Source organism: Ochrobactrum sp. XJ1 (assembly GCF_024701725.1).
Classification (GTDB): Bacteria; Pseudomonadota; Alphaproteobacteria; order Rhizobiales; family Rhizobiaceae; genus Brucella; species Brucella anthropi.
Genome location: NZ_VDGD01000004.1, coordinates 403130 through 425258 on the forward strand (window position 1 = coordinate 403130; position 22129 = coordinate 425258).

The window sequence follows — 22129 nt, forward strand, 5'->3', positions numbered from 1 at the left end:
CATGGCTGGAATTGATCGCCGCACAGGCAAGGTCATCAGCAATCTGGAATCCGCCTACCAGGGTGTCGAGGTCATTCTGGCGACGAGAATAGGCTCTCGCCTCATGCGACGTGAATTCGGCGCGGGCATCATAGAATTGCTGGGGCGGAAAATGACCCCTGCTCTTTTCGCGGCATTCCAGTCGCTGATAGCTACCGCCATTGATCTTTGGGAGCCACGGTTTGCAGTTCGACAAATACTCGTTTCAGGTTCGGCGGAAGAACTGCGGCTGGGTCACGCAGGCATTATCATTGAGGCGGATTATCGACCTCGGGGACATCTGGGCGACTTTCGCGTTGAGCGCGTAGTCAATTTTAACATCGGCCTGACGAACGGGTCTTTCAGTGTGGGAACGGCAGCATGAACAAGTTGCCTGCAATCAATCTCGCCCGCCTGCCATTCCCCGACGTTATCCAGAATCTAGACTATGAAGCCATATTGTCCATATTGGTTTCTCGGTTTCAGGTGATCTGGGCGGAACGCAGGGAAGAAAACCCCGATTTACCAGCATATGATGTTGAGTTTCTCGAAACCGACCCCGGAAAGATCGTTCTGGAAGTTGGGTCCTATGCAGTCCTGAATGTTCTCCAGGAGATAAACGACGCCGCCAAAGCTCTGATGCTGGCGACAACATCAGGCAGCAACCTCGATAATTTTGCAGCCGACTTTAATATGGAGCGCCTGACGGTGACGCCGGCAACCGATACGTCGCCAGCGGTCATGGAGAGCGACCCAGATTTCAAGTTGCGTCGTCAGCTTGCCCCGGAAGGCTATGCCGCAGCCGGACCAGAAGGGGCATACGAATATTTTTCACTGTCGGCAGACGCCAGTATCAGGCAGGCGCGTGCGGTTCGCGGTCAGGACAATCGTGTTGACATAATATTGCTGGGGCGGAATGGCGACGGCGCGGTCGACCAAGCTGTCATCGAAAAGGTGTATACGGCTCTGTCACCCAAAAAGACACGGCCTCTGACTGACAATGTCTATGTCCGGTCTGCCAGGATCGTCTATCAAACCATCCATGTGCGGATACGGGTTGAATCCGGCCCCGATGCGAGCGCCCTTGTGACGAAGGCCCGCGAGGGCATCCAGTCTTATATATCCGAGCGATCCTCAATTGGCACGGCCCTGCGTACTGATGGCATCATTTCAGGGGCGCGGCAGAATAACCCTGTCGAAAAAGTTGAAGTTCTCGAACCCGCGTTCGATGTCGAACCGGGACCATTCGACTTTATCTATGTTCCCGAAATCATAGTGGACCTATCGCCATGACCTTTTCAATTGACCTGTTGCCTCCCGAGGCTGGGCCGTTTGAAAAGGCATTGGTGGATTCCATCATACCGTCGATTGTCTCAGTTGATGTCGACGCTATTCGCCGGGTGCGTGATCCCTACCGATGTTCGGTTTCGCATCTTCCGTTTTTAGCGTGGGGGCGCGGCGTCGATCTCTGGCGGGAGGCTTGGCCCGAATGGAAGAAGCGCCGCATCACCGCCGAGATCTACGGCATGAAGGGCCTGAAAGGCACGCTGCCGGGGATCAATAAGTATCTCCGGTATGTGGACGCCGAGATCTACGACGCGATCATTCCGCCGGTCGGCATGTATCTGGCAGATTATTCGCCGGACATGCTGGAAGATTGGCGGGCGCAGTTCCCGGAACTTCGCCTTTACCCGTACAGCATACCGGGCGATCGACCGGCGTATGCAGCCGGTGAAGGTCTGCGGCCTGTGCCGGGTTACATCGGTGAGTTCTTCGCTTTGGAGAATGAAGCCGCCCGTTATTACGGGCGCAGGGCTACGCTTGTCGAGGATGGAGTCGAAACGGAAATCAGATCGTTCGACCAGCTTCGCACATGGGGCAGCGACGTTCCTATCGAAGTGACCACCTTCGCGATCCCTGCCGAGACAACCGGCTACGATGTGGTGGCCGATCATTCTTTCGCTGGCCTGTCATACATCGCCGAAAAGAATCGTGGCCGCCTGATCACCATTGGTCAGGACGGCACGTTCGGAACGGGGCAAATACCGGATGGCATTGAGAGCGTCGAGGCGCTGAATATTGCACCGGAGCGTGTCTATCAGCAACACACCGCACGGTTCCTTGAGCCGTTCGGCGCGCTGGAATGCAAGACAGGCGTGAACTTCGCCTACGCTTATTCCGATGTTGCGGCGCAGTACATCTATGATCGCTGGCGCTTGCTCGATGATGACAAGGCACATGTCGGCCCACCGGCTGGCCTGTTCTCTCCGTTCATTGGCTACAGCTACATCACGCTGACTCCATACACCGCCCTGCTTCGAGTGAAAGCCACATACCGCCGCGAGGGAACATGGTTCTACGCTGACCGGGGGTATGTCGGTGAAAGCCACATCGGATTGCAGACCGCCCGCATCAATGACGTGGGAGAAGCGATTTTTAAATCGCGTTCTCTGCGTGACCAGATTTGGTTCACGACGGCCACCTACCGGCCCATGTCGATTAACGACCTTAGTTTCTCAGCCGTCCAGCCATGGAGCGGCATGGTTCCCATTGAGAGGACAGCACTATGAAGATCGCACGTCTATCCGCTAACCAGAACGTGACGCTTTCGGATTTCCAGAACTTGGCAGAGTTCCCTCGCGCCGCTCTGGATACTCTCATTGAAGCGGCGGTCAGCGGGCAGCTTGACGCCTGCTACTCTGGCGCGACAGTCGCAAAGACCGGGACCACGCAGGTCACCGTCGAGGCTCCGATCATTCTGTTCAAGGATGCGAAGCTTTATACTGGCGACACGAACCCCACGGTTCTGAACCTGCTGGCGCAAATGCCAACATCCGGCAACCGCCGCATTGTCGCGATCCTGTTGCAGTCGCAAACGGCCAGCGATGGCACCGAACCTCGCGACTTCGTTGTGAATGGTTCGGTCTACCCTCCGCAGGTTGACCCGCAGCCGACCGCGACAATCGAATGGCGCAAAGCAACGGTAGCAATCCAGCTTGGCGATCAGGCACCGTCTCCGGTCAAGCCGGTTGTCGAAAGTGCAAATACCGTCATCGCATGGGTGACACTATCCTCGACCGAAATTGTCAACGTCGAACAGAATTTTGACAACCGCCTCACGACCCTCCGCTACCTCGATGACCGCGTTCAGGTGGTCGAGAACTGGATGGACGATACGCAGCCGGTTGTCGAAGGGCTCAAGACGGACGTGTCGAAGCTGGTTGCTTCTAACGCCGACAAGTTGTCGAAGCAGATGCAGATTTATTTGCTGGAGCAGCTTGCTCGTGTTGCCGAGCAGACCGGTATGCCGGAAGGGAAGTCCTATTCGAAGTCGGACTATTTCCTCGACACATCGGATAGCGACCTTGAGCATATCGAGAGCGTGACGAAGGTCGAAGAAGGTATTCGCTTTGCTGACGACAACGCGCAGACGATTGGCCTTAGCCTGCTGACTCCGTCCGATACGAGCATTCAGGTTTCGCAGGGCGGCATGGTTCTGCCGCGCTATACCGAGAACAACCTGATCTCGATCACCGAGCGCTCGACGGAACACGCGCTTGCCAACGGCGGCTCGCAGACCATCGAGTACAGGCTGAACACGATCTCGAAAACGCGTATCCGCTATGGCGATCCGTTCCTCGTGTGCACGAACGCCGCTTGGTGGGCTACTGGCCGGTATGACCAGACCCTAGGCATCTTCTACCAGAATGACGGGTCGGAATATAACGTCGAGTTCACACAGGGGACGGACCCTAACCACTACCTCATGCGGGCGAGGCAGATTTTCTACGACAGCTATGAAGAACCGTATTGGGCGGCAACCGTCGTGCAGGCGTCCTACACCGGACAGGTGGCAGGCAATACCTTCATGATGCCGCGCTCCGGTTGGGTGACAGGGTTCAACCTGTATTTCAGCCGCGTTGATGCTGGCGGCGGTGATGTCCGCTTTGGCCTCTGTGAGGTGTTCGAGAACGGCTCCCCGAACTATGGAAGCTGTCTTGCTGTCACGACTGTGACCTCCGAAAACCTGAAGGTTCATCCGGTTGCTACCAAGTTTGCGCTCGATCCGGTATTCCTTGAGGGTGGCAAGCGTTACGGCTGGTTCGTCATCACCTCCGGTAACCACTGGCTGGCGATGGCCGAAGACAACAAGTATGCGCAGGGTTCGTTCTTCGTCTCGACGGATGGCCTCTGGTCGCAGGGCAGCATCACACTCGATGCCTGCTTCGAACTTCTGGTCGCAGAGTTCAGCGCACCGCGTGTTACTGTAAACCTCGGCGCTTGGAACCTGTCAGGCGGTATCTGCGCTATCGATCTGCTGACGAAGCAGGTCGTGCCGGACGGTTGCGAAATCTCGTACGAGGTTCAGATCGGCTCCGCATGGCACACAGTGCAAGGGGTCGCGAGCGGCGGTTCTCCGCTGTTTAACCTGCCAGCGAACATCAACGCTCGCATGGTCATGCTTGGCACGACGGAACTCATGCCGGGTATCAACCTGTCGCAGTCGAGCGTCACGGTTTCCCGGCCACGTACCGACGGCGTGCATATCACGGCGGCACGAGAGGCACCGGGGGCAGTCACGGAAGTCATCGAAATACTCATCCTTGAGCATTACGATGAAACCATCCACGACCTGTCCTGCACGCTGCTGACCGGGGCCGACTACGCGACGGAAACGCAGCCGACCGCCGTGTCGGACGAGGTGCAGGCAGACGGCTCTATCCGCCGGGTGTGTTCATGGACTCTCGGTTCGTCGGTCACATCGTGGAAGCGCAAGACGACCTACGACACAACCTCTGCACTGGCCGTATTCCTTGTGTCTGCGGCGACGAGCGTGTCGTACCCGTAAGAGCCTGACGGACATTCACCAGTAACAAGCCCTGCCCGAAACGGTAGGGCTTTTTCATAGGAGCAAGGCCAGATGGCTACCCCGAAAATCGATCCCGCCAAGCTATACAAGGTCAGCCTCGCCAAGAGCATCAAGGTTGGCCGCTTGGTTATCAACCCCTCCAACAGCACGCGATTGAAAGGCGATGCCCTCGCCGTGCTGATTGAGCAGGACAAAGACGCAGTGAAGAATTACGAGGCGGTGTGAAATGTCTGACCTGTCTAGCTTCCTTTCAAGCCAAAACAAACAAGGGTGGAGTGATCGGCTTTGGGACGGTTTGATCGATGCTATTCAGGCAAGACTCGCCCCTCTCGAAGAGCAGCTTGGTATTCAGCGCGAAGTGTCCGACGCCATTATCGCTCGCGGTCTGACCGTCATTGAGCAGGAACTTGCGCCTATCGTGGCGCAGGCCGATGAAATTCTCAACGACAGTACCGCTTCGATTACCGAGAAGCTAACGCGGTTCGAACAGAAGGTTACCGGCGGCACGGTGATCTCGTATTCGAACACGAGCGCCAGCCTGTCCAATGGCGGCACGATTAACCTGACAGTCGCGGCAGAAGACCGAGAGTTCTTCGCGGTAACGCCGTATGTTGCTCTGTCGCGTGCGTCCACAACCAACAACTGGTCTGTCGCCAAGGTCAATTCTTTCGACCGGCTGACTGGCGCTCTTTCGCTCCATCTTGAGCAGGTGACGGGACCGGGCGGCCCATTCAACGATTGGGTTATCACGGCACTCCCTGCCGCAACGATGTTGCAGCGTGCCTACGTAGACCAGACCTTGACCGCAAAGGCTGCGGCGGAAGGTGCCGCAACCGCATCGGCCAACAGTGCCGGGGAGTCGCAGGCGGCTCGCATCGGTTCCGAGAACGCCCGTGATGAATCCATCGCGGCGAAGAACGCCTCACAGGGAATCCTTACCGAGAACGAGGGCGTTCTCGCTGTCGCTCGCACAATGATCGCCGAGCCTATCGTCGAGCCGACCGATCCCCATATCGGGCAGCTTTGGTGGGACGGAAATGTTGTTCGCGTCTTTGACGGCGTTGGCTTCGTGCCGACCGTCACCGCATCTATCGGCGGTCTACGCTTTGACGAAGGTGTGTTCGGCGCAGACCCGGACGGCGAGATCACCATTGCAGGCGGATTCCGCTTCGTCATGCTCTGGCTCAACGGCGTCTTGCTCTATGAAAGCCGTGGCGACTTCGTATCGGAAGACCCGACGATCACCATCCCCGGTGCAACCGAAGGCGACGAGTGGAAGTATTGGGCCTATCAGGCAATAGATGCGACCGACTATGACACCAAGGAACAGGTGAATGAGAAGATCGACAGCGCTCTCACAGACAAGGCAGTCCGTGTCGATGCCGATCAAGATCACACCGCCGCCGAAAAAGGACAGGCTCGTGCTAATATTGGCGTGGACGTTCTTTCTGGCTTCCGCAATAAAATCATCAATGGTGATTTCAGCGTTACGCAACGCGGCTTTACACAAACCTCTAGTGGTTATGGGTCTGATGACAGGTGGGCTAACCAGAATATTGGAAGCACGAAATTGCACCAGATAGGAACGCTATCTGGTTCCGATGAGACAATTTTCAGACGCTTTTCATTAACCCAAGTAACGTCTGTTGTCGGGGATAACAATTACGTTGCCAAGACGCAACGGATAGAGGATGTCCACACATTAGCGGGAAAACGCGCCACATTAACATTCTATGCAGCGGCAGACGTCGTAGGGAAATTTATCTCTGTTGAACTTAGACAGTGGTTTGGTACTGGTGGATCTTCTTCCGCCCCCGTAGTCGGTATAGGCGCACAGAAGCTATCACTAGGCGATAAGCTGATAGATGGTAAATTCTCGGTCGTCGTAGATATACCCTCAACAAAGGGTAAGACACTAGGAACTAATGGTGATGACTGTCTTGATGTTGTCTTCTGGTTCGATGCCGGAAGTAATTTCGACGGCAGAACGGATGGGTTGGGTCATCAATCAGGCAACTTTTACCTTGCCCACATTTCGCTTGTCGAAGGCGATGCCACTGCCGAAGATGATCCGTTCTCACCGCGCCACATTCAGCAAGAAATAGCCCTTTGTCAAAGGTACTACCAAACCATATGGACCCAATACGCCACATATGTTGGCAGTGGGTTTGATGCCCAGATGCGTATACCGCTGCCTGTTATCATGAGGGCTGAACCAACGTCTGTTCTGTTGCAGCCGGGGAGATCTGGCGGGGTTACTGCTGTGATAAATATGTATGCTAGCCATAGTGATATAATCATAGCCTTATCCCCGTCTGCATCAGGTAATGTAGCTGTATATGACAGGCTTTTTGGTTTAGACGCGGAGCTTTAATCATGATCAAGAACGCAAAATACACCGAACACGGCTCCATCGTCGCGGTGATCGACGGCGTGGAAATGACAGTGCCAGACGACATGGTCAATCGCCACCGCGTCATGCTTGCCGAATGGGAGGCTGACGGGAACACGATCTTGCCGTATTCACCGCCGCCGCCTACATCGGCGGACGTTGACCGGGAAAGAGACCGCCGCATTGACGGCGGTTTTTCTTTTGGTGGCGTCGTATACCAAACCCGGTCGGAAGATCGGGAGAACATTGCCGGGGCGGCAACCGCATCGCTCGCCGCGATAATGAACGGGGTGCAGGCTGGCGATATGCGCTGGCATGGTGGCGATACGGATTTCGTCTGGATCGCCGCCGACAACAGCACGCATCCGATGGACGCCCCGACCATGTTCGCCTTCGGTCAGGCGGCTATGGCGCACAAGCAGGCGCACATCTTCGCGGCCCGCACGCTGAAAGACGCGGCGGAAATCCCTGCCGATTACACCGACGACCTGTATTGGCCGCCGGTCGCATCGACCTCGTAACCTGCGCAGAAGGAGGCGCTCTCAAATGAGTAAGGCTTTCGACCTATCGCAGGCGGTTCGTGGGCGGGGTATCACGGCGGACCTTGGGGCGTTTCGTAATAAGATCATCAATGGCAACTTTGATATCTGGCAGCGTGGCAATTTGCAAAACGCAAATGGGTATAGGAGCGCCGACAGGTGGTATGTTAATTTTAATGGTGGCACCGGGGCAGTACAACAAGTCGATATGGCGTTAGACGCTTTCCAAAACGCGCCGTCATATAACCTTGCTTTATCAATGGCGGCAGCATCGGCAAATAAACCATGTATTCAGCAACGTGTTGAAGGGGTGCGCCAGTTCTCAAATAAGAAAGTCACGCTTACATTCTATGCCTACACTTACGACGGACCATTTCAAATAGATATGGCGCTGTTTATGGGCTACGGTACAGGTGGGACACCTTCCGCAGAAGAGCAGCTACCAATACAAAGTGAGACGATCCCCGGCGGGGAGTGGCATAAAATAACAAAAGTATTTGAAATCCCTTCCGTCGCAGGAAAGACTTTTGGAACCAGCGGAGGGGACTATCTCCAAATCCAGTTAAGATCGCCCGCCAGTTCGGAGTACACAGTTCATTACGCCCACGTGTCCCTTGTCGAAGGAGACGCCACCGCCGAAGACGACCCTTTCTCGCCGCGCCATATCCAGCAGGAATTGGCGCTGTGTCAAAGATACTTCGAAGTATCGAGCGGTGATGTTCAATGGACGCAACCGGGAAGTTCAGGGATAGCTTTGCAAAGGAACACCACCCCCTTTGCAGTAAGAAAACGAAATACGACGACCGTCGTCATCAATAGGACAAACGGTTCTGCATCTGTAATAGCAGCGTCCACAACTCATTTTATTGTTGGGAGCGCCGAAACGGCAACGACATTCCACTCTTTCTCGTGGCAGGCCGACGCCGAACTCTAACCGCCCTCACCCTCATACATCAGCCGCCTACGGGCGGCTTTTTCTTTGCCTAATCTGCCCGTGGCTGGGCAATCACTTACAATTCAGGAGAAGAACCGATGTCGACACCGACTTTCGGCATGACTTTCACGCGGCCCAATGATGAGCCGATCCCGGCAACAGGTGCCGATTTCTCGAAGATTCTTCTTATTGAAACCTCGGAAGGTGCTTCCAATTCCGAGTTCCCGCTGGAAACGCCGGTTCGCTTTTCCTCCGGCGAAACGGACGCGGTTGAAGCACTGGGGACCGGTGCCTTGGCCGATGCAGTCAAGGGGATCAACGCCCAGCTTACCGGACTGAATATCGGTGCGGACGTCACCGTTGTTCGCGTTGCGGAAGGCGAAGACGACGCAGAGACCGCAGCAGCCATCGTTGATATTCTGGAATCGGTCGGTGATATCCCGTCTGCGATCAATGCCACGCCTCGTCTGATATGGGCAGGACGCACCGAGTGGAGGCCCGACGAGGATACGGTCAACCCCGTTGTGGCTGCACTGCCGGCAGCTTGTGAGCAATTGCTTGCCATTTCGCCCGTTGATGTGGATTCGTCCACGAAAGAAGCATCTGCCAGCGCGCGTGAAACCATGAGTTCGCAGCGTCTCATGCCCATCGGTATCGCCGCTCGGGTCTTTGAGGGAACAGATATTGTCACCCGCCCCATGGGGCCACGTGTGATTGGCTTGTTCGTATCTGTCGATAATGCCCACGGCGGCAAGCCATTCGACCCCATTGCCAATCGCCCCATTCAGGGACTTGCAGGGCTGTCCCGCAATATGCCGTTCTCATTGTTCGACGGATCGACCGAAGGCCAGATGTTGCTGGAGAGCGACGTATCGATTGTGGTGCGCGGCGAAACCGGCGTCGATGGCGCTGCAGCCGATGGCGGTTTTGTTTTCATCGGCACCGACAACACCGATACGGGCGAACTGTGGAAACAGATTCACCAGGTGCGTGGGGCTGATTATCTGACCGTAAAGATGGCGCAAATCACCCGCCAGTTCCTCGGCCAGAAAATCACAGCCGATATGACGGAAGCGTGGCTCAACTCGCTCAAGTTCATGCTGCGCGACCACAAGGCAGCGAACGACATTCTCGGTTCGAATATTCAGTTCATGCCAGATCGCAACAGCCCCGAGCAAATCCGGCTTGGCCATCTGACGGTCAATATCGGCATTGAGCCAGCGCCAGCGTTCAAGCTCGCCAACCACGAAGTTCGCCGCTACCGCCCGGCTATCGAGGCTCTGGTTTCCGAAATCGTCGCCCGGCTCAACGCCACGGCCTGATCGACTATCAGCATTCATCCATAGAAAGGTATTGCAATGCAGCCTCTTTACACTCTGGTTGCCGTGGACGTGCGCCGGGCCGAACAGGCGGGTTCCTCCCGCGCAACCACAATTTCGAAACTCACCATTCCGCCAATCAAATTTGCAACTGCCAACCACAACCCGGGTGGCGGCGTGATGGCCGTCGATTTCGCGCTCCCCCGCATTGAAGCGCCGGAGCCTGCCATGGAACTCAAAGGTTTTGACGGGGATATTTTCCGTGGCCTTGGTGATGTCGATCGATGGGTCTTTGCTGCGGCGGTCAAAGATAAAAAATCCGGGCTGGTTGTCCCGGCGCGCGCCATCATTGAAGGCGCAATAACCGAATGGACGCCGGATGAGGCTAGCCCGGAAGATTTCCTCGGATGCACCCACGCCTTCAAGGAAGTCACGCATTATGAGTTTCACCTGAATGGTGAGGAGCTTTGGTACATCGACTTCTGGGAGCGCGTCTTGCGCACCGGCGGGACCGATCTCTTCGCCGATGTTCGCCGCGCGCTTGGCGCGTAATTGTTTCGATCAGACCGTGGTACTTCAATGGAAAACGAACTGACCATCCCGCATACCCTGCTTGTGCCTGTCGACGATCAGAACGGCGGTAAAATCACCGACCTTACTTTCACCGAGCCAGATGTTGGCCAGATGATCGATGTGGAAGAAGCGGCCAAGGGTGAGATCGACCGCACCATGCGAATCCTCGCCATGATGTGTGGTCTGCCTTTTGAGATTTTCAGGAAGATCAAAGGCCGCGACATCACCCAGATTATCGCCAAGACTGAAGTTATACTGGGAAACGTCAGATAGGGCGCGGCTCCGGCTGGCGTGATCTCGCCGTCCTGATTTCTCACTACACCAGCACCCCCCGCAACATCGTTGATCGCTATTCCTGCTCCTATGCATTCCAGGAGCGGGATGCTGCGCTTCGCGTCATGAAAGCGTTTCAGAATGTCCGTCATTGAAAGCAAACTCATTATCAGCCTGTTCGACAGGGTGACAGGGCCTGCTCGCGGTCTTTTCGGAACGATGAACCGTTTGCGGGGAGCGGCAGATAATTTCTCGGCTTCCCAACGCCAGCTGGCCGCACCGATAACCGGAACACTCGGCAGGATTGCGGCTATTGGGGCGACCTATCTCAGTCTCGATCGAGGTATCCGAGGAACCGCTGGGGCTGCCATCGAGTTCGAATCCGCCTTCGCCGACGTCAAAAAGGTGGTCGAAGCAACCGACAGCCAGTTCATGAACATGCGTCGGTCGATCCTTCGACTGTCAACAGCGATACCGATCACGGCCTCCGGTTTCGCTGCGATCTATGCAGCCGCCGGTCAGTCCGGCATTGCGAACAACGAACTGGAGTCCTTCGCAGAAGCGACCGCAAAAGTCGCCACCGCATGGGAAACGCCAGTCGATCAGACCGGTGAAGCGCTTGCGAAGATGAAAACTGCACTTCGCCGTGATGTAAAGGGAACGGTACTGCTGGCCGACGCCATCAACGAAATCGGCAACGTGTCCGCAGCGAACTCTCCCGATCTGCTTGAATATACGAACCGGGTTGCCGCATTCGCGGAAACCGCGGGTTTTTCCGCCGAGCAGGCACTTGCCTTCGGCGCAGCAATGATTGGATCAGGCTTCGAACCGGAAGTCGCTGCAACCAGTTTTCGCAACCTCACCAAGGCTCTCACAACGGGCGAGAACGCCACGAAGCGTCAGCGGATTGCATTTCAGAAGCTTGGCCTCTCCGGTATCAAAGTCGCGAAAGGTATGCAGAAGGATGCTGTCAAAACTACACTTAGTGTCCTGAATCGCATCAAGAAGTTGCCCGAATGGCAGCAAATTTCCATCATGGAAGCCGTATTCGGTTCGGAAGCCCGCGCGCTTGCACCTTTGTTAAAAAGTACGGAGGAAGTTGAACGGATTCTGGGCGTTGTCGCCAAAGAGGCTAACTATGCCGGCTCTTCTTTTAAGGAATATGAAGCTCGGGCAAAAACAACGGCAAATGCCCTGCAACTTCTGCGCAACAATCTCGCTGCGATTGGCGTTGAGATGGGAGACCGAATGTTGCCAGCCATCAACGAGGGTGCCGCTGGCTTACTCGACCTTCTGAAAACGCTTGGTGATCGGGCCACGCCCCTCGACAAGCTCTCGACCGCAATAAAGGGGTTTTCGTCCGGACTTGGTTACGACGGCGGCCTGCGCAAGATGATCAATGATCTCGGCGATCTTGTGCTGGGGCCGGCAAATGGTGACAAAGCGGCGGATACCCTTGGGCGCATATTTGCCCGGTTTAAAGAGTTCGGCGCTTCTGTGCTTGAACTGACCGACGCCATAAAGGGAAATCCGCTCGCTCAGTTCTTTGGCGAGATCGTCAAATATGGCGGCTATCTCATGCTTGCCAGCGTGGGATTCGGTATATTGGCGGGCACTATCCGCAAGCTTGCTTCTGCTCTCTATTTCCTGTCAGGCGCACGCGCTGCAGTGGGCATACTGCGATCTGTCATTAAAGCAGGCGCTGCAATCGCAGGCTGGGGCGCGGCGGCTGGAGCCGTAGAAACCGTGACTTCTGCTGCAGCGGCTTCCGGTGGAATGGGTAAGGGTGCGGCGACGGTAGGTGGCGGGTGGCTCGCACAGCTTACCAGCAAACTCACTCCCCTCCTTTATGGCGGTACGGAAGTTGGCGCCATCAAAACCGGAGCAGCCTCGACACAGGCTGGTTTGTGGGGGCGGCTTTTTGCTGGCGCAGGCGGTTTGGGAGGGCTTCTATCGAAGTTCAATCTCTGGTCTACCGCAGCGTACGGCATCTATAAAGGGCTGGAGGCTAAAGGTCCGTCTGATCCCCGTTATGCCGATCCTGATTTCTTCATTCAGAAGACGAACGAGCATAAGGACAAGTACTATACTGGCACTGGACCTCGCGAAACTGCGCCTCCCCCACCACAACCTGCCCCATCGGAGCCCGTTCCATTCAGCCTTTGGCAGATATGGAAGGACTTAACTAAACCCAGCCCGACACAAGGTGTGGGAAAACCGGAAGAGGTATCCCTTCTGGGCACACCAACGGTCGTGGCCCAACCATCCGGGGTACAGCAAGTACAGGTTATGAACCCGCCGCCTGCCCCACAGTTGAACCTCAGTCTAACGATCAATGCAAAATCACCCGCTACGCCGGAGGAAATTGCCAACCTCGCTGTCGCGAAGGTCTCGCAAGCCGCCCGCGCGGCCTTTGACGGTGCACATGCTGATCTCGAATATGCGGTGTCGTAATGCTTTATATGCTTGGTACTCTGACTATCGATACGCGACCATTCAGCATCGATGAGATGCAGCGTACAGCGTCAGCGGACATCGCTTCAAAGCCGCTTATCAATGCCTTTCCCGGTAAGGAGTTTACCGGGGAAGGTGATGACGAAATCACACTTTCCGGACAGATTCTGCCAACCAAAATTGGCGGTATGAATGAACTGGAAATTGCACACGAAATGAGGCGGAACGGTACGAGGTTTCCTCTCCAGCGCGGCGACGGCACACGGCTCGGGTGGTTTGCGATCACCCGAATAACCGAGAACCATACCAATTTGACACGTAATGGCGTCGGCTTCGTGCTGAAACACACAATCGTTATGACGCGCGTTCAACCTGACGCCGGGTCTGGGCAACAGATCATATCCGGATTGCTATCCCTATTTGGCATTTTCTAGGAGTCATTGATGCGCACGGTTACCGTTAAAGGGGAGGGTATCACCCTCGATCTGCTCTTGTGGCGCGCCTATGGGGTACGTGGGCGTAAGCTCGTGGAGGAAGCGCTGTCCCTCAACAGAGACCTGGCTTCACTCGGCGTCGTTATTCCGATGGGGCAGACCGTCAATCTGCCTGATCTGCCGTCAGAAGAAATTGGCCAGACGCGCGAAGTCGTCTCATTGTTTGGATAAGAATCCATGGTTGATAACTGGAATGTATCGTGGAAGGTCATTGTCAACGGCAACGACATGACCACGGCCATGAGGCCCTATCTCATCGACATTGAGATTGTCGATAAGGATGGAAGCGCATCTGACACTTGCTCGCTCACCTTCGATGACCAGAGTGGGCAACTTGAGCTGCCGCCAGACGGTTGCTCAATTGAAATCTTCTTGAATGGCGTTTCGAAGTTCAAGGGGACACTGGATGACATTCGTTCGGCAGGCACGCGGGGCGGTGGCCGGACACTCCGCGTCACAGGTAAGGGCTTCGACAGCCGGGGCAAGGTCAAGCAGCCGCTGTCGTTTCATAAGGATGATGCCACTCTTCAGGAATTTCTCGATGACGCAGCAAAGCGGGCCGGTCTGACACCGCCCAAGCTTGACCCTGATTTTGCTAATATTCAGCGGGACTATTGGTCTGCTGATGGCGAGAGCTACCTTCACCTTGGTGAGCGGCTGGCCCGCGAGTTGGGTGGCACATTCAAGATGCGGGATACTCAGTCTGTTCTCGCCAAACGCGGCGACGGAAAGGCTGCGACCGGTGCGCAGATGCCGACGATCCGGGGAGTGGTCGGAGAGAATGTAATCTCATGGGATATAAGCCCCATCAAGGGGCGTCGGACCTTTACCAAGGCCAAAGTTCGCTATTTCGATAGAAAGTCCGCTGACTTCAAAACCGAAGACGTTGAATTCGATCTGGATAGAGAACTGCCAGATTCCACCAATGTTGTGCGTTCAACGGTTGCTGACAGAGACCAGGCAAAAGCCGTGGGCGATGCTCGGAAACGCGAGGCCGAACGCGAAGGCGGTGAAGGCTCGGTGCAAATGGACCTGACAGTCGAGGCCCAAGCAGAAGGGACATTCATACTTTCCGGTGCACGCGAAGGTGTGGATGGTCAGTACCGAATTTCTTCTGTTCGCCATAAGGCGGACAGAAGCGGTGGCAGTTTAACTTCACTGGAAATCAAACAGCCCGGTGGGGGGGCAGGCAAGGACAAGCGAAAGAAAAAAGGCAAGGCCAGCGCTGCCGGCGGCTCTGATAATGCGTTCAAGGGAATGAGTGACGATCCGCTCGACGATTAGAATCCTTCGTCTCAACTACAGCCGCCTTCGGGGCGGCTTTTTTTATGCCTGAAAGGGAAATCCATGAAAACCAGTACAGCAGGGCGAAAGCTCATTGAGCAGCGCGAAGGCGTTGAATTGACAGCCTACAAGGATAGCGCCGGGATTTGGACTATTGGCGTTGGCCACACATCAGCGGCAGGCGCACCAAAAGTCACGCCTGGCATGAAGATTACGGCGGCGGAAGCCTCGGAAATCCTGTCGCGTGACCTTGCGACCTTCGAAGCGGCAGTGTCGTCGGCAGTGAAGGTTCCACTCAACCAGAATGAGTTCGATGCTCTGGTAAGCTTCGCCTTCAATGTCGGCGCTGGCGCTTTCAAAAGCTCGACCTTTCTGAAGCGCCTCAATGCAGGTGACAGGCAGGCCGCAGCCGATCAGTTCCTTGTCTGGAACAAGATCACTATCAACGGCAAAAAGCAGGCGCTCAAGGGGCTGACAATCCGCCGCGAGGCAGAGCGAAAGCAATTCCTCACTCCGGTATCCGATGCGAAACCCGAAGTCGGAAATCCGTCCACGGAATTCTCTACCGGTTTCTGGGCCGATCTATTCCGGGCAATTCTCGCGATCTTCGGAAAGGGCAAGTGATGGATATTGCCCTTCTTATCCCGATCATTCGGCAAATCCTTCAGGTGGTCGGCGGTTTCCTGATCGCTCGCGGCTGGCTGGATGACGGCGCAGCTGATGCGCTGATTGGCGTTATCGTGAACGGTATCGTGTTTCTCTGGTGGCTGTACGACCGCCACCGGATCAACAAGAAGGCTCGCCTTCTGCGATACAAGGTAGGAGAAACCGACCATGCTTGAGGCAGTCATTGGACTTATCGCCGCTTCGAATGGGTGGGTGGCCTATATTGGTCTAGCCATCGCCGGGGCGCTCGGTCTGTACCTGAAGGGCCGCGCAGACGGTAAGGGCGCTGAAAAGACGCGGCAGAAAGATGAAAACTCTGCCGCGCGATCCGTTGCCGACGAAATTGACGCGGCTGTGGCTGGCCGTGAGCCTCAGGCGAACCGCGAAAGGCTGTCAAAATGGTCAAGATAGCCGCTCTCGCTGTTCTTTGTGTGCTCTCGGCATGCGCCATTCCGCAAGGCTCATTCTGCTTGGTCGCGAATCCTATGAGACCTTCGCCCGAAGCTTTAGCGTCTATGACTGATCGGGAGGTATCAGCGATGCTTTCACATAATGAGAAAGGCGCGAAGCTGTGCGGGTGGAAAGCATGACAGAAGCTGGACAGGAGCGGGCAATAGGGCGCATTGAGGGGAAACTTGATCTGATTATCTCGGATCAGGAAAAAGCGCGGCAGGACCGCAAGCAACAGTACGAGCGGCAGGAGAAAACTGAACGGCTCCTAGAAGCCCTTCAGAGGAACTATGAAAGTGTCGACTCCAGACTTGAAAAGGTAGAGGAGCCAGTCGCTGATTTTAATCGATGGCGAGAGCGCGGGGTGGGAGCGATAATGCTTGTCAGCTTCTTCGCAGCTACCTTCGGCGCCATTCTCGCCTCTTTCTGGAAGAAAATCCTTGCGCTCATCACCGGCTGAATTCGCCACCATTCGAGAACTCCAACCCGTTCGAGAAGGATCGAGCATCTTCATTGAGCGGGAAGGAAACCGTATCGAACTATCGCCAATGCAGGCGAAAATCATTGCCCTTGCATGGTTTGAAGCGATAAGTGGCGCCTACGTCCGGAGTGATTTAGTCAGACTTCAAGCCACAACCATCGATAATCTGCCCGATAGCTTTTCCCGATCCTCGCACATTGAATGATTGCTCGTGATAATTCTCACCAAGTTAGCCAGCCTGGAATATCAAGGCTGCATCATTATGCCGGGACCGACTTCCTACCTGTCTTTGATCAGTGGGCGAGCTCTTCCGCAGGAATGTTACCTTTGCATCCAGCATTCTTGCCTTCAACGACCATGATGTCGTGTGTCAAAAATCCCATGTCCGTTACGATCACTTTCGTGCCCGGTTTTTCAAAACACGCTACCAAGCGGGCTACCAATTCTGGGTTTGTTTTGTGTACGCCCGCTTCAATTAGCTTCATGCCTTCTGATTGAGCGTCACTTGATCGCCAAACGATAACATTTGTCGCGCCACCGAATGATTTCAAACGATATTCTTGTGCAAGAGATGGAACTATCGACGCTAACAAGACGCCCGCTAAAATAATCCAAATCTTCATTTCTTACCCTACCTAGACATTACTTGTCGGTTTACCCCTCCGATTTAGAGGGAATTAATCTCGCGTCCGATTTGTAGATGGACAACATGTAGTAATTCGGGGAAGGTTTCGGCAAAGAAACGCGGGTCTGTTTTAAACTCATGCATCGTGGGCTTATTTAGCCCATAACTCAATCCGGTTTCGGTGAGTCGCACGAATGATTTAACCTCGCCAGATCCGGTCGTAGACGGATATTCAACTGTTTCTGCCAGTTCTGTCCGCACAAGCGCAGCCAATAGCGATGCGGCATTTAAAGAAATCCCGGCATCCTTGACCAAGTTCGTAAGCGATTCGGCTTTCATGTGAGCCCCCTTTCCCCGCATCCATGATGCAAAGAGCGAAAAAGGAGTCGAGTCAAAATTGGCCGCTATCCACTACGGCATTATTTCGGCAGGTAACCTTTGTCGCGGAGCCATTCAGAAATAATCCGTCGAATCGCTTCTGGGCGACCTAAAGGAGCGTCGGAGTTAGCCTCGATATCTGAAGCAAATGTATCTAAGGCGTCGAGTTCCGCACGTTGTGCGCGGACTACGATCCTTTCGCTATCAACCGAGGGACGGCCTCTTGATTTTTTGGGCACATTAATTATTGACGTCATGAATAAATGGTGACATAAAATATGCGACCGCGCAAGAGGCTGGCACCTCAAACGCGGTCTAACCTCAACCGATCAAGCGAGGATCGATCATGGCTATAGACTTCAATATCACCCGCCGGGGCGCCCTGCAAAGGTTTGTCGGCGCTGGCGCGATCCTTTCAGTTGGAATGCCCACCATGACATCTGCCCATGATACTCCATCGGCAGAATATTTCCTTGAACATCTTGAGAGCATGTTCTCTGAAACATGGGCTCGCATAACCGATGCTGAGGGAACATATCAGCGATATCAGGACGCCGTAAGTCTCGCCGAGGTGATCGCCATCGTACCAGCGCAAACCTTAGCGGGCGCTGCGCTAAAAGCACAAGTTGCGTCCAGCGCCAAGGCGTTCGGCAACGATATTATCAAGTTACCCTTCGAAACCCGGCGCCGTCTCGAAATTCGGGCGCAGGTGGAGCGGAAAGCTTTGGGAGCTTGATATGCAGACCGAAACGAACAATCTGCCCGTTGTTTTCGCCCGTGAAGGTTTGGTTCTGGCCAGTAGCCGTGACGTAGCGGCGACCTTTGAAAAGCGGCATGACCATGTCCTTCGCGATATCGACAGTATTGTGAGATCTGGAGGCTCCCCAAATCTGGGGAACCTATTCTTTGAACGGTACGACTACCACAAGCAAGCCCGCAAGAAAGTTCGTGCGTTCGACATGACGCGCGACGGCTTCACTCTGCTCGCCATGGGTTTTTCTGGTGCCAAGGCACTTCAATTCAAACTGAGATTTATTGCCGCCTTCAACGCCATGGAGACAGCGTTGAAGGCGGCAGATGAAATGCCAATCGCCCCGCGCATGGAAGAAATTGAACTTATTAATGCGCATGTTAAGGCGGCGGCTGAAATTCGTCGCATTTATGGCCGTTCTGCCGCGCGACAATACTGGGAAAAAAGCCCTTTGCCGCAGATTGCCAAAGACTCAGCCATGGTGATGGCACCATCTGGGATCGATCCGGAAGATGACGGTGTGGACTGTCTTGCTCATCTTCTGCGGTTCCGGGCTGATAACCGCGCTTCTATCGGTGCTGTCATCCAGATGGCGATGGGCGATGAGGCCGCACGCGGATTTATCGAGCGGCTAGGAATCAAAGCGATTCCCGACAAACGGGGCGCGAAATTTGCCATCGCTGAAAGCCACCCAGAATTGTCACGCATTTTTGCAGAAACAGCATGGTGCGATGACTGGTTCAGTCCGCTCCTGTCGCTTGATCGCGCAAGCGCAAAACTAACCGGCTTCGGCAGAAACACGCTGCGCGCTGTCCATCTGCCAGCCCGCTATCTCGCGACAATCAGGTACGCGCACTGAGCACGAAAAGAATAGCATCCGCAATACGGATGGTAATATTAACATCGGTATTACCGATGTTAATGCTGGTCGCGGAAACCCAAAGGGTGTCGGTGTTAACGACACCCTTTTTGTCGTCATCATTCGACAGCGCCTGCCTTTAGAGCGTTTCACCTTTTAACGGAACCATATCCGGCGTTTTCCAAATAGTTTTGGCATTCGGCGGGCTGGATGGTTTCGACCAGCCTGCCGATATGACGCCATGTGTCTTCGATGGTGCGCTTTTGTGCATTTCTCATCCAATGCTTGATCTTGGAAAAGGCTTGTTCGATCGGATTGAGGTCCGGCGAATAGGGTGGCAGGAACCAGAGGCGCGCACCGGCGGCTTTGATCAATTGACGGATGGTTGCCGACTTATGGCTGCCGAGATTGTCCATTACGACAATGTCGCCTGGCTTGAGCACCGGGACCAACTGCTGCTCGACATAGGCGCGGAAACACTGGCCGTTCATCGGTCCGTCGAAGACACAGGGTGCTGTAAGCTGATCGTTTCTCAAAGCGCCCAGGAATGTCAGCGTGCGCCAGTGGCCATGCGGTGCAAATGCCCGCAGTCGCTTGCCTTTTGGACCCCAGCCTCTGATCGGCGACATGTTGGTCTTGATCCAGGTCTCATCAATGAAGACCAGCCGTTCGGGATCAAGGTGATTTTGCAGGGTCTTCCAGCGCTGTCTTTTGCGAGCGACGTCGGCACGAGCTTGCTCAAGGGCGAATAGTGTTTTTTTTGAAGCGCAGCCCTTCACTGCGAATGAATTCCCAGATCGTATTGTGCGAGACGGAAATACCCCGCTCGGTCAACGCCGCCTTCAGGCCATGGAGTGTCAGGTGTGGGTTCTCGGCGAGCCGTTGCACAATGATATCACGATGCGGTTCGAGTATCCGCTTGCGGTGGCCGCCCATCTTGCCGGGATGAACCGATCCGGTCGCACGATGGCGCTGGGACCATTTTACGACTGAAGATGCGGCAATTTCAAACCGCGTCGCCACTGAACGAACGCTTTCGCCACTCAGCACGGCGGCAATAACGCGCTCTCGAAGATCATTCGATATCGGTGCGGTCATCCAACGCTGGCCTCCATCCAGCCAGCATCAGTGAATCAGAACAAAACTGATTTGGGAAGCGCATTCGATTCAGAGAAAAACGGAAACGCTCTAGTCGCGATGTGGCTGCGTTTTTTGGTGAGCCACACGGGCATGTGATGAAGGGTATTGGCAACCTTATCAAAAGTGAACCTTCGCTAGGTCTATCCAATTTTGGAGAGACCCTATAACACCTTCGCTCGATTAGATGACGATGGATAGTCATACTGTGACGGCCCTTGGTGGCACCCACATAAAAATTGAGCAATCGTTACGACTATCCAATTTTGGGGAGTCGTTCCGTGAGATATTGAACATCCCCCCAAAATTGAGGCCACGTTACATGCGCCCAATTTTGGACTGATGCAACATGCCACCCGGTGGTGAAGGAAAGCCGGTTTCCGAAGTCATTATCTTGGACAGGAAGGAGCCGACAGTACCAAACCTACCATGAATGCGCAACATTTTGCGCAATCGATGTTGACATGCTCTCCTTTAGTGTGTAGATATATACACACCGTAACGAATATAGGAGACGCGATGCTACAAGACAGCAAGAAAATAATTAAGCGACTGAAAGATGACGGATTTGTGTTTGTTTCAGCCCGAGGCTCACACCACAAATATCGCAAGGGAACAGTAACTATCATCGTTCCTCATCCGAAGGCGGACCTCCCGATAGGAACCGCTCGCAAAATTGCCAAAGAGGCGGGCTGGCTGTAGCCAGCCCCTCCCCCGCAATAGAATTTTCTTGCTGACGAATGGAAACATCCACTCTTAATTACTCTAAAGGAAGCTAATGAAACACTACTTCGCATTGGTGCATAAAGATGCCGATAGCTCTTTTGGCATTCAGTTCCCAGATATTCCGGGTGCATTCTCTGCGGCTGATGAGGTTAATGACATCGTGCCGAACGCTATCGAAGCGTTGGGTCTTTATGCAGAGGATACTGAATTACCAATAGCATCCACACATGCAGACATAATGGCGCGCGAGGACGTTCGTGCTGAATTGTCCGAAGGGGCATTTCTAGTGTCTATTCCTTTTATCGAGGATGACAGTGCCGTTGTGAGAGCAAATATCTCTATTGAGAGAGGCGTCTTAAAAGCGGTTGATGAATGTGCAAAACGTAGAGGCTTGACCAGATCGGCCTTTATCGCACAGGCCGCAAGACATGAAATCGAGGCAGGCGCGTAAGCGCCTGCCTTTTCTCACTCGTTAATCACACCAGTTGCGGCGCTTCCCCTGCCAAGGACGAGCTAGAAGCTCTTCAATGAGGGTTTCGCCCACATCTTTCCCATCGACGTATACCAACGCCAATGTGCGTCCATAGCGGTCTTTGATGCGGCCTGATTCCGGATCGCCCTTCTCAACATCCACCTGCCCGCTACCGAGTAACTCAGCCAATCGTTTACGCGCCACCAGCCCCAGCCGCCTTTCAGCATCACATTTCGGATGCCCGATCTCCGGCGCATCGATGTTGGCTATCCGGATTCTTTCGGATCGGACCGTGATTGTGTCGCCATCAATCACACAGATGTCGTGGCCAACTGCCAGGCATTCCCCAGCCTGTGCTCCATGGATAGCGCCAGGCGCTGCAGCTAGCATGAGCAGCGTAAAGACTGCCAATCTGTGGGGAAATCTGTGGGGTG

27 protein-coding genes are annotated in these 22129 nt (G+C 54.7%); 23 read left to right on the forward strand and 4 right to left on the reverse strand.

Annotated features, from left to right (window positions below):
• Position 1 precedes the first annotated feature (1 nt).
• From FG152_RS09615 to FG152_RS09705, 19 genes are all read left to right on the forward strand, one after another.
• Positions 2 to 403, forward strand: a complete 402-nt coding sequence (locus FG152_RS09615) for a GPW/gp25 family protein (RefSeq protein ID WP_498986169.1) — start codon at positions 2 to 4, stop codon at positions 401 to 403.
• The gene (locus tag FG152_RS09620; RefSeq protein WP_498986173.1) at positions 400 to 1311 is read left to right on the forward strand and encodes a baseplate assembly protein; all 912 of its coding nucleotides are present in this window, start codon (positions 400 to 402) and stop codon (positions 1309 to 1311) included. The genes FG152_RS09615 and FG152_RS09620 overlap by 4 nt, the downstream gene beginning before the upstream one ends.
• Positions 1308 to 2588, forward strand: a complete 1281-nt coding sequence (locus tag FG152_RS09625; protein WP_498986175.1) for a phage tail protein I — start codon at positions 1308 to 1310, stop codon at positions 2586 to 2588. Before FG152_RS09620 ends, FG152_RS09625 begins: the two co-directional genes overlap by 4 nt.
• Positions 2585 to 4867, forward strand: a complete 2283-nt coding sequence (locus tag FG152_RS09630; RefSeq protein WP_498986179.1) for a hypothetical protein — start codon at positions 2585 to 2587, stop codon at positions 4865 to 4867. Before FG152_RS09625 ends, FG152_RS09630 begins: the two co-directional genes overlap by 4 nt.
• A gap of 72 nt (positions 4868 to 4939) precedes the next feature.
• A complete protein-coding gene (locus FG152_RS09635; RefSeq protein ID WP_498986181.1) occupies positions 4940 to 5113 on the forward strand; it encodes a hypothetical protein in 174 nt (57 codons plus the stop codon).
• Position 5114: 1 nt separating this feature from the next.
• Positions 5115 to 7262, forward strand: coding sequence for a hypothetical protein (locus FG152_RS09640; RefSeq protein ID WP_498986184.1), 2148 nt, complete (start codon positions 5115 to 5117; stop codon positions 7260 to 7262).
• A 2-nt stretch (positions 7263 to 7264) separates the two neighbouring features.
• Positions 7265 to 7801 carry a DUF4376 domain-containing protein gene (locus tag FG152_RS09645; RefSeq protein WP_498986187.1) on the forward strand — a complete coding sequence of 179 codons (537 nt, stop codon included), beginning with the start codon at positions 7265 to 7267 and terminating at the stop codon, positions 7799 to 7801.
• Between the two features lie 25 nt (positions 7802 to 7826).
• The gene (locus tag FG152_RS09650) at positions 7827 to 8753 is read left to right on the forward strand and encodes a hypothetical protein (RefSeq protein ID WP_498986190.1); all 927 of its coding nucleotides are present in this window, start codon (positions 7827 to 7829) and stop codon (positions 8751 to 8753) included.
• Between the two features lie 98 nt (positions 8754 to 8851).
• On the forward strand, positions 8852 to 10075 hold the full coding sequence (locus FG152_RS09655) for a phage tail sheath protein (protein ID WP_498986193.1): 1224 nt from the start codon (positions 8852 to 8854) through the stop codon (positions 10073 to 10075).
• Between the two features lie 36 nt (positions 10076 to 10111).
• Positions 10112 to 10624: a phage major tail tube protein gene (locus FG152_RS09660; protein WP_498986196.1), complete on the forward strand. Its 513-nt coding sequence runs from the start codon at positions 10112 to 10114 to the stop codon at positions 10622 to 10624.
• A 27-nt stretch (positions 10625 to 10651) separates the two neighbouring features.
• Positions 10652 to 10918, forward strand: coding sequence for a phage tail assembly protein (locus tag FG152_RS09665; RefSeq protein ID WP_498986200.1), 267 nt, complete (start codon positions 10652 to 10654; stop codon positions 10916 to 10918).
• Between the two features lie 141 nt (positions 10919 to 11059).
• Positions 11060 to 13372 (forward strand): phage tail tape measure protein, encoded by a 2313-nt coding sequence (locus FG152_RS09670; RefSeq protein ID WP_498986202.1) that lies wholly within the window; start codon positions 11060 to 11062, stop codon positions 13370 to 13372.
• Complete coding sequence (locus FG152_RS09675) at positions 13372 to 13806, forward strand: phage tail protein (protein ID WP_151690238.1); 435 nt, start codon at positions 13372 to 13374, stop codon at positions 13804 to 13806. The genes FG152_RS09670 and FG152_RS09675 overlap by 1 nt, the downstream gene beginning before the upstream one ends.
• Before the next feature lie 9 nt (positions 13807 to 13815).
• Positions 13816 to 14037 (forward strand): tail protein X, encoded by a 222-nt coding sequence (locus tag FG152_RS09680; protein ID WP_498986205.1) that lies wholly within the window; start codon positions 13816 to 13818, stop codon positions 14035 to 14037.
• 6 nt (positions 14038 to 14043) lie between these two features.
• Entirely contained in the window at positions 14044 to 15150 is a 1107-nt protein-coding gene (locus FG152_RS09685) for a phage late control D family protein (protein WP_498986207.1), read from the forward strand.
• 63 nt (positions 15151 to 15213) lie between these two features.
• On the forward strand, positions 15214 to 15774 hold the full coding sequence (locus tag FG152_RS09690) for a lysozyme (RefSeq protein WP_498986210.1): 561 nt from the start codon (positions 15214 to 15216) through the stop codon (positions 15772 to 15774).
• Positions 15774 to 15992, forward strand: a complete 219-nt coding sequence (locus tag FG152_RS09695) for a Pam3-gp28 family putative phage holin (RefSeq protein ID WP_151690307.1) — start codon at positions 15774 to 15776, stop codon at positions 15990 to 15992. Before FG152_RS09690 ends, FG152_RS09695 begins: the two co-directional genes overlap by 1 nt.
• On the forward strand, positions 15985 to 16227 hold the full coding sequence (locus tag FG152_RS09700) for a hypothetical protein (protein ID WP_498986213.1): 243 nt from the start codon (positions 15985 to 15987) through the stop codon (positions 16225 to 16227). Before FG152_RS09695 ends, FG152_RS09700 begins: the two co-directional genes overlap by 8 nt.
• Positions 16228 to 16393: 166 nt before the next feature.
• On the forward strand, positions 16394 to 16726 hold the full coding sequence (locus FG152_RS09705; RefSeq protein ID WP_498986216.1) for a hypothetical protein: 333 nt from the start codon (positions 16394 to 16396) through the stop codon (positions 16724 to 16726).
• A gap of 314 nt (positions 16727 to 17040) precedes the next feature.
• Here the strand turns inward: FG152_RS09705 and FG152_RS09710 are convergent, their stop codons facing one another.
• Both FG152_RS09710 and FG152_RS09715 read right to left on the reverse strand, forming a co-directional pair.
• Entirely contained in the window at positions 17041 to 17370 is a 330-nt protein-coding gene (locus FG152_RS09710) for a hypothetical protein (RefSeq protein WP_498986219.1), read from the reverse strand.
• Positions 17371 to 17414: 44 nt separating this feature from the next.
• A complete protein-coding gene (locus FG152_RS09715) occupies positions 17415 to 17711 on the reverse strand; it encodes a hypothetical protein (RefSeq protein WP_498986222.1) in 297 nt (98 codons plus the stop codon).
• 385 nt (positions 17712 to 18096) lie between these two features.
• On the opposite strand from FG152_RS09715, the gene FG152_RS09720 reads away from it, so the two are divergent.
• Together FG152_RS09720 and FG152_RS09725 are read left to right on the forward strand one after the other, a co-directional pair.
• Entirely contained in the window at positions 18097 to 18486 is a 390-nt protein-coding gene (locus FG152_RS09720) for a hypothetical protein (RefSeq protein ID WP_498986226.1), read from the forward strand.
• A gap of 1 nt (position 18487) precedes the next feature.
• Positions 18488 to 19360 (forward strand): Rha family transcriptional regulator, encoded by an 873-nt coding sequence (locus FG152_RS09725; protein WP_498986229.1) that lies wholly within the window; start codon positions 18488 to 18490, stop codon positions 19358 to 19360.
• A 149-nt stretch (positions 19361 to 19509) separates the two neighbouring features.
• Here the strand turns inward: FG152_RS09725 and FG152_RS09730 are convergent.
• Positions 19510 to 20458 (reverse strand): IS630 family transposase gene (locus tag FG152_RS09730; RefSeq protein ID WP_144405900.1). Its coding sequence is split into 2 segments (ribosomal slippage): positions 19510 to 20121 and positions 20123 to 20458, totalling 948 coding nucleotides; the frame shifts between segments, so codons are not numbered across the junction.
• Between the two features lie 558 nt (positions 20459 to 21016).
• Here FG152_RS09730 and FG152_RS09735 point away from each other — a divergent pair.
• Both FG152_RS09735 and FG152_RS09740 read left to right on the forward strand, forming a co-directional pair.
• Complete coding sequence (locus tag FG152_RS09735; protein ID WP_151555493.1) at positions 21017 to 21199, forward strand: type II toxin-antitoxin system HicA family toxin; 183 nt, start codon at positions 21017 to 21019, stop codon at positions 21197 to 21199.
• A 76-nt stretch (positions 21200 to 21275) separates the two neighbouring features.
• The gene (locus FG152_RS09740; protein ID WP_151575261.1) at positions 21276 to 21674 is read left to right on the forward strand and encodes a type II toxin-antitoxin system HicB family antitoxin; all 399 of its coding nucleotides are present in this window, start codon (positions 21276 to 21278) and stop codon (positions 21672 to 21674) included.
• A gap of 21 nt (positions 21675 to 21695) precedes the next feature.
• Here FG152_RS09740 and FG152_RS09745 read toward each other — a convergent pair whose 3' ends face one another.
• The gene (locus FG152_RS09745; protein ID WP_304502397.1) at positions 21696 to 22010 is read right to left on the reverse strand and encodes a thermonuclease family protein; all 315 of its coding nucleotides are present in this window, start codon (positions 22008 to 22010) and stop codon (positions 21696 to 21698) included.
• Positions 22011 to 22129: the final 119 nt, after the last annotated feature.

What these genes read in the sequence shown, in the direction of transcription:
- FG152_RS09615 (WP_498986169.1), top strand. Translation starts at nt 2, where the DNA reads ATGGCTGGAATTGATCGCCGCACAGGCAAGGTCATCAGCAATCTGGAA.
- FG152_RS09620 (WP_498986173.1), top strand. Translation starts at nt 400, where the DNA reads ATGAACAAGTTGCCTGCAATCAATCTCGCCCGCCTGCCATTCCCCGAC.
- FG152_RS09625 (WP_498986175.1), top strand. Translation starts at nt 1,308, where the DNA reads ATGACCTTTTCAATTGACCTGTTGCCTCCCGAGGCTGGGCCGTTTGAA.
- FG152_RS09630 (WP_498986179.1), top strand. Translation starts at nt 2,585, where the DNA reads ATGAAGATCGCACGTCTATCCGCTAACCAGAACGTGACGCTTTCGGAT.
- FG152_RS09635 (WP_498986181.1), top strand. Translation starts at nt 4,940, where the DNA reads ATGGCTACCCCGAAAATCGATCCCGCCAAGCTATACAAGGTCAGCCTC.
- FG152_RS09640 (WP_498986184.1), top strand. Translation starts at nt 5,115, where the DNA reads ATGTCTGACCTGTCTAGCTTCCTTTCAAGCCAAAACAAACAAGGGTGG.
- FG152_RS09645 (WP_498986187.1), top strand. Translation starts at nt 7,265, where the DNA reads ATGATCAAGAACGCAAAATACACCGAACACGGCTCCATCGTCGCGGTG.
- FG152_RS09650 (WP_498986190.1), top strand. Translation starts at nt 7,827, where the DNA reads ATGAGTAAGGCTTTCGACCTATCGCAGGCGGTTCGTGGGCGGGGTATC.
- FG152_RS09655 (WP_498986193.1), top strand. Translation starts at nt 8,852, where the DNA reads ATGTCGACACCGACTTTCGGCATGACTTTCACGCGGCCCAATGATGAG.
- FG152_RS09660 (WP_498986196.1), top strand. Translation starts at nt 10,112, where the DNA reads ATGCAGCCTCTTTACACTCTGGTTGCCGTGGACGTGCGCCGGGCCGAA.
- FG152_RS09665 (WP_498986200.1), top strand. Translation starts at nt 10,652, where the DNA reads ATGGAAAACGAACTGACCATCCCGCATACCCTGCTTGTGCCTGTCGAC.
- FG152_RS09670 (WP_498986202.1), top strand. Translation starts at nt 11,060, where the DNA reads ATGTCCGTCATTGAAAGCAAACTCATTATCAGCCTGTTCGACAGGGTG.
- FG152_RS09675 (WP_151690238.1), top strand. Translation starts at nt 13,372, where the DNA reads ATGCTTTATATGCTTGGTACTCTGACTATCGATACGCGACCATTCAGC.
- FG152_RS09680 (WP_498986205.1), top strand. Translation starts at nt 13,816, where the DNA reads ATGCGCACGGTTACCGTTAAAGGGGAGGGTATCACCCTCGATCTGCTC.
- FG152_RS09685 (WP_498986207.1), top strand. Translation starts at nt 14,044, where the DNA reads ATGGTTGATAACTGGAATGTATCGTGGAAGGTCATTGTCAACGGCAAC.
- FG152_RS09690 (WP_498986210.1), top strand. Translation starts at nt 15,214, where the DNA reads ATGAAAACCAGTACAGCAGGGCGAAAGCTCATTGAGCAGCGCGAAGGC.
- FG152_RS09695 (WP_151690307.1), top strand. Translation starts at nt 15,774, where the DNA reads ATGGATATTGCCCTTCTTATCCCGATCATTCGGCAAATCCTTCAGGTG.
- FG152_RS09700 (WP_498986213.1), top strand. Translation starts at nt 15,985, where the DNA reads ATGCTTGAGGCAGTCATTGGACTTATCGCCGCTTCGAATGGGTGGGTG.
- FG152_RS09710 (WP_498986219.1), bottom strand. Translation starts at nt 17,370, where the DNA reads ATGAAGATTTGGATTATTTTAGCGGGCGTCTTGTTAGCGTCGATAGTT.
- FG152_RS09715 (WP_498986222.1), bottom strand. Translation starts at nt 17,711, where the DNA reads ATGAAAGCCGAATCGCTTACGAACTTGGTCAAGGATGCCGGGATTTCT.
- FG152_RS09720 (WP_498986226.1), top strand. Translation starts at nt 18,097, where the DNA reads ATGGCTATAGACTTCAATATCACCCGCCGGGGCGCCCTGCAAAGGTTT.
- FG152_RS09725 (WP_498986229.1), top strand. Translation starts at nt 18,488, where the DNA reads ATGCAGACCGAAACGAACAATCTGCCCGTTGTTTTCGCCCGTGAAGGT.
- FG152_RS09735 (WP_151555493.1), top strand. Translation starts at nt 21,017, where the DNA reads ATGCTACAAGACAGCAAGAAAATAATTAAGCGACTGAAAGATGACGGA.
- FG152_RS09740 (WP_151575261.1), top strand. Translation starts at nt 21,276, where the DNA reads ATGAAACACTACTTCGCATTGGTGCATAAAGATGCCGATAGCTCTTTT.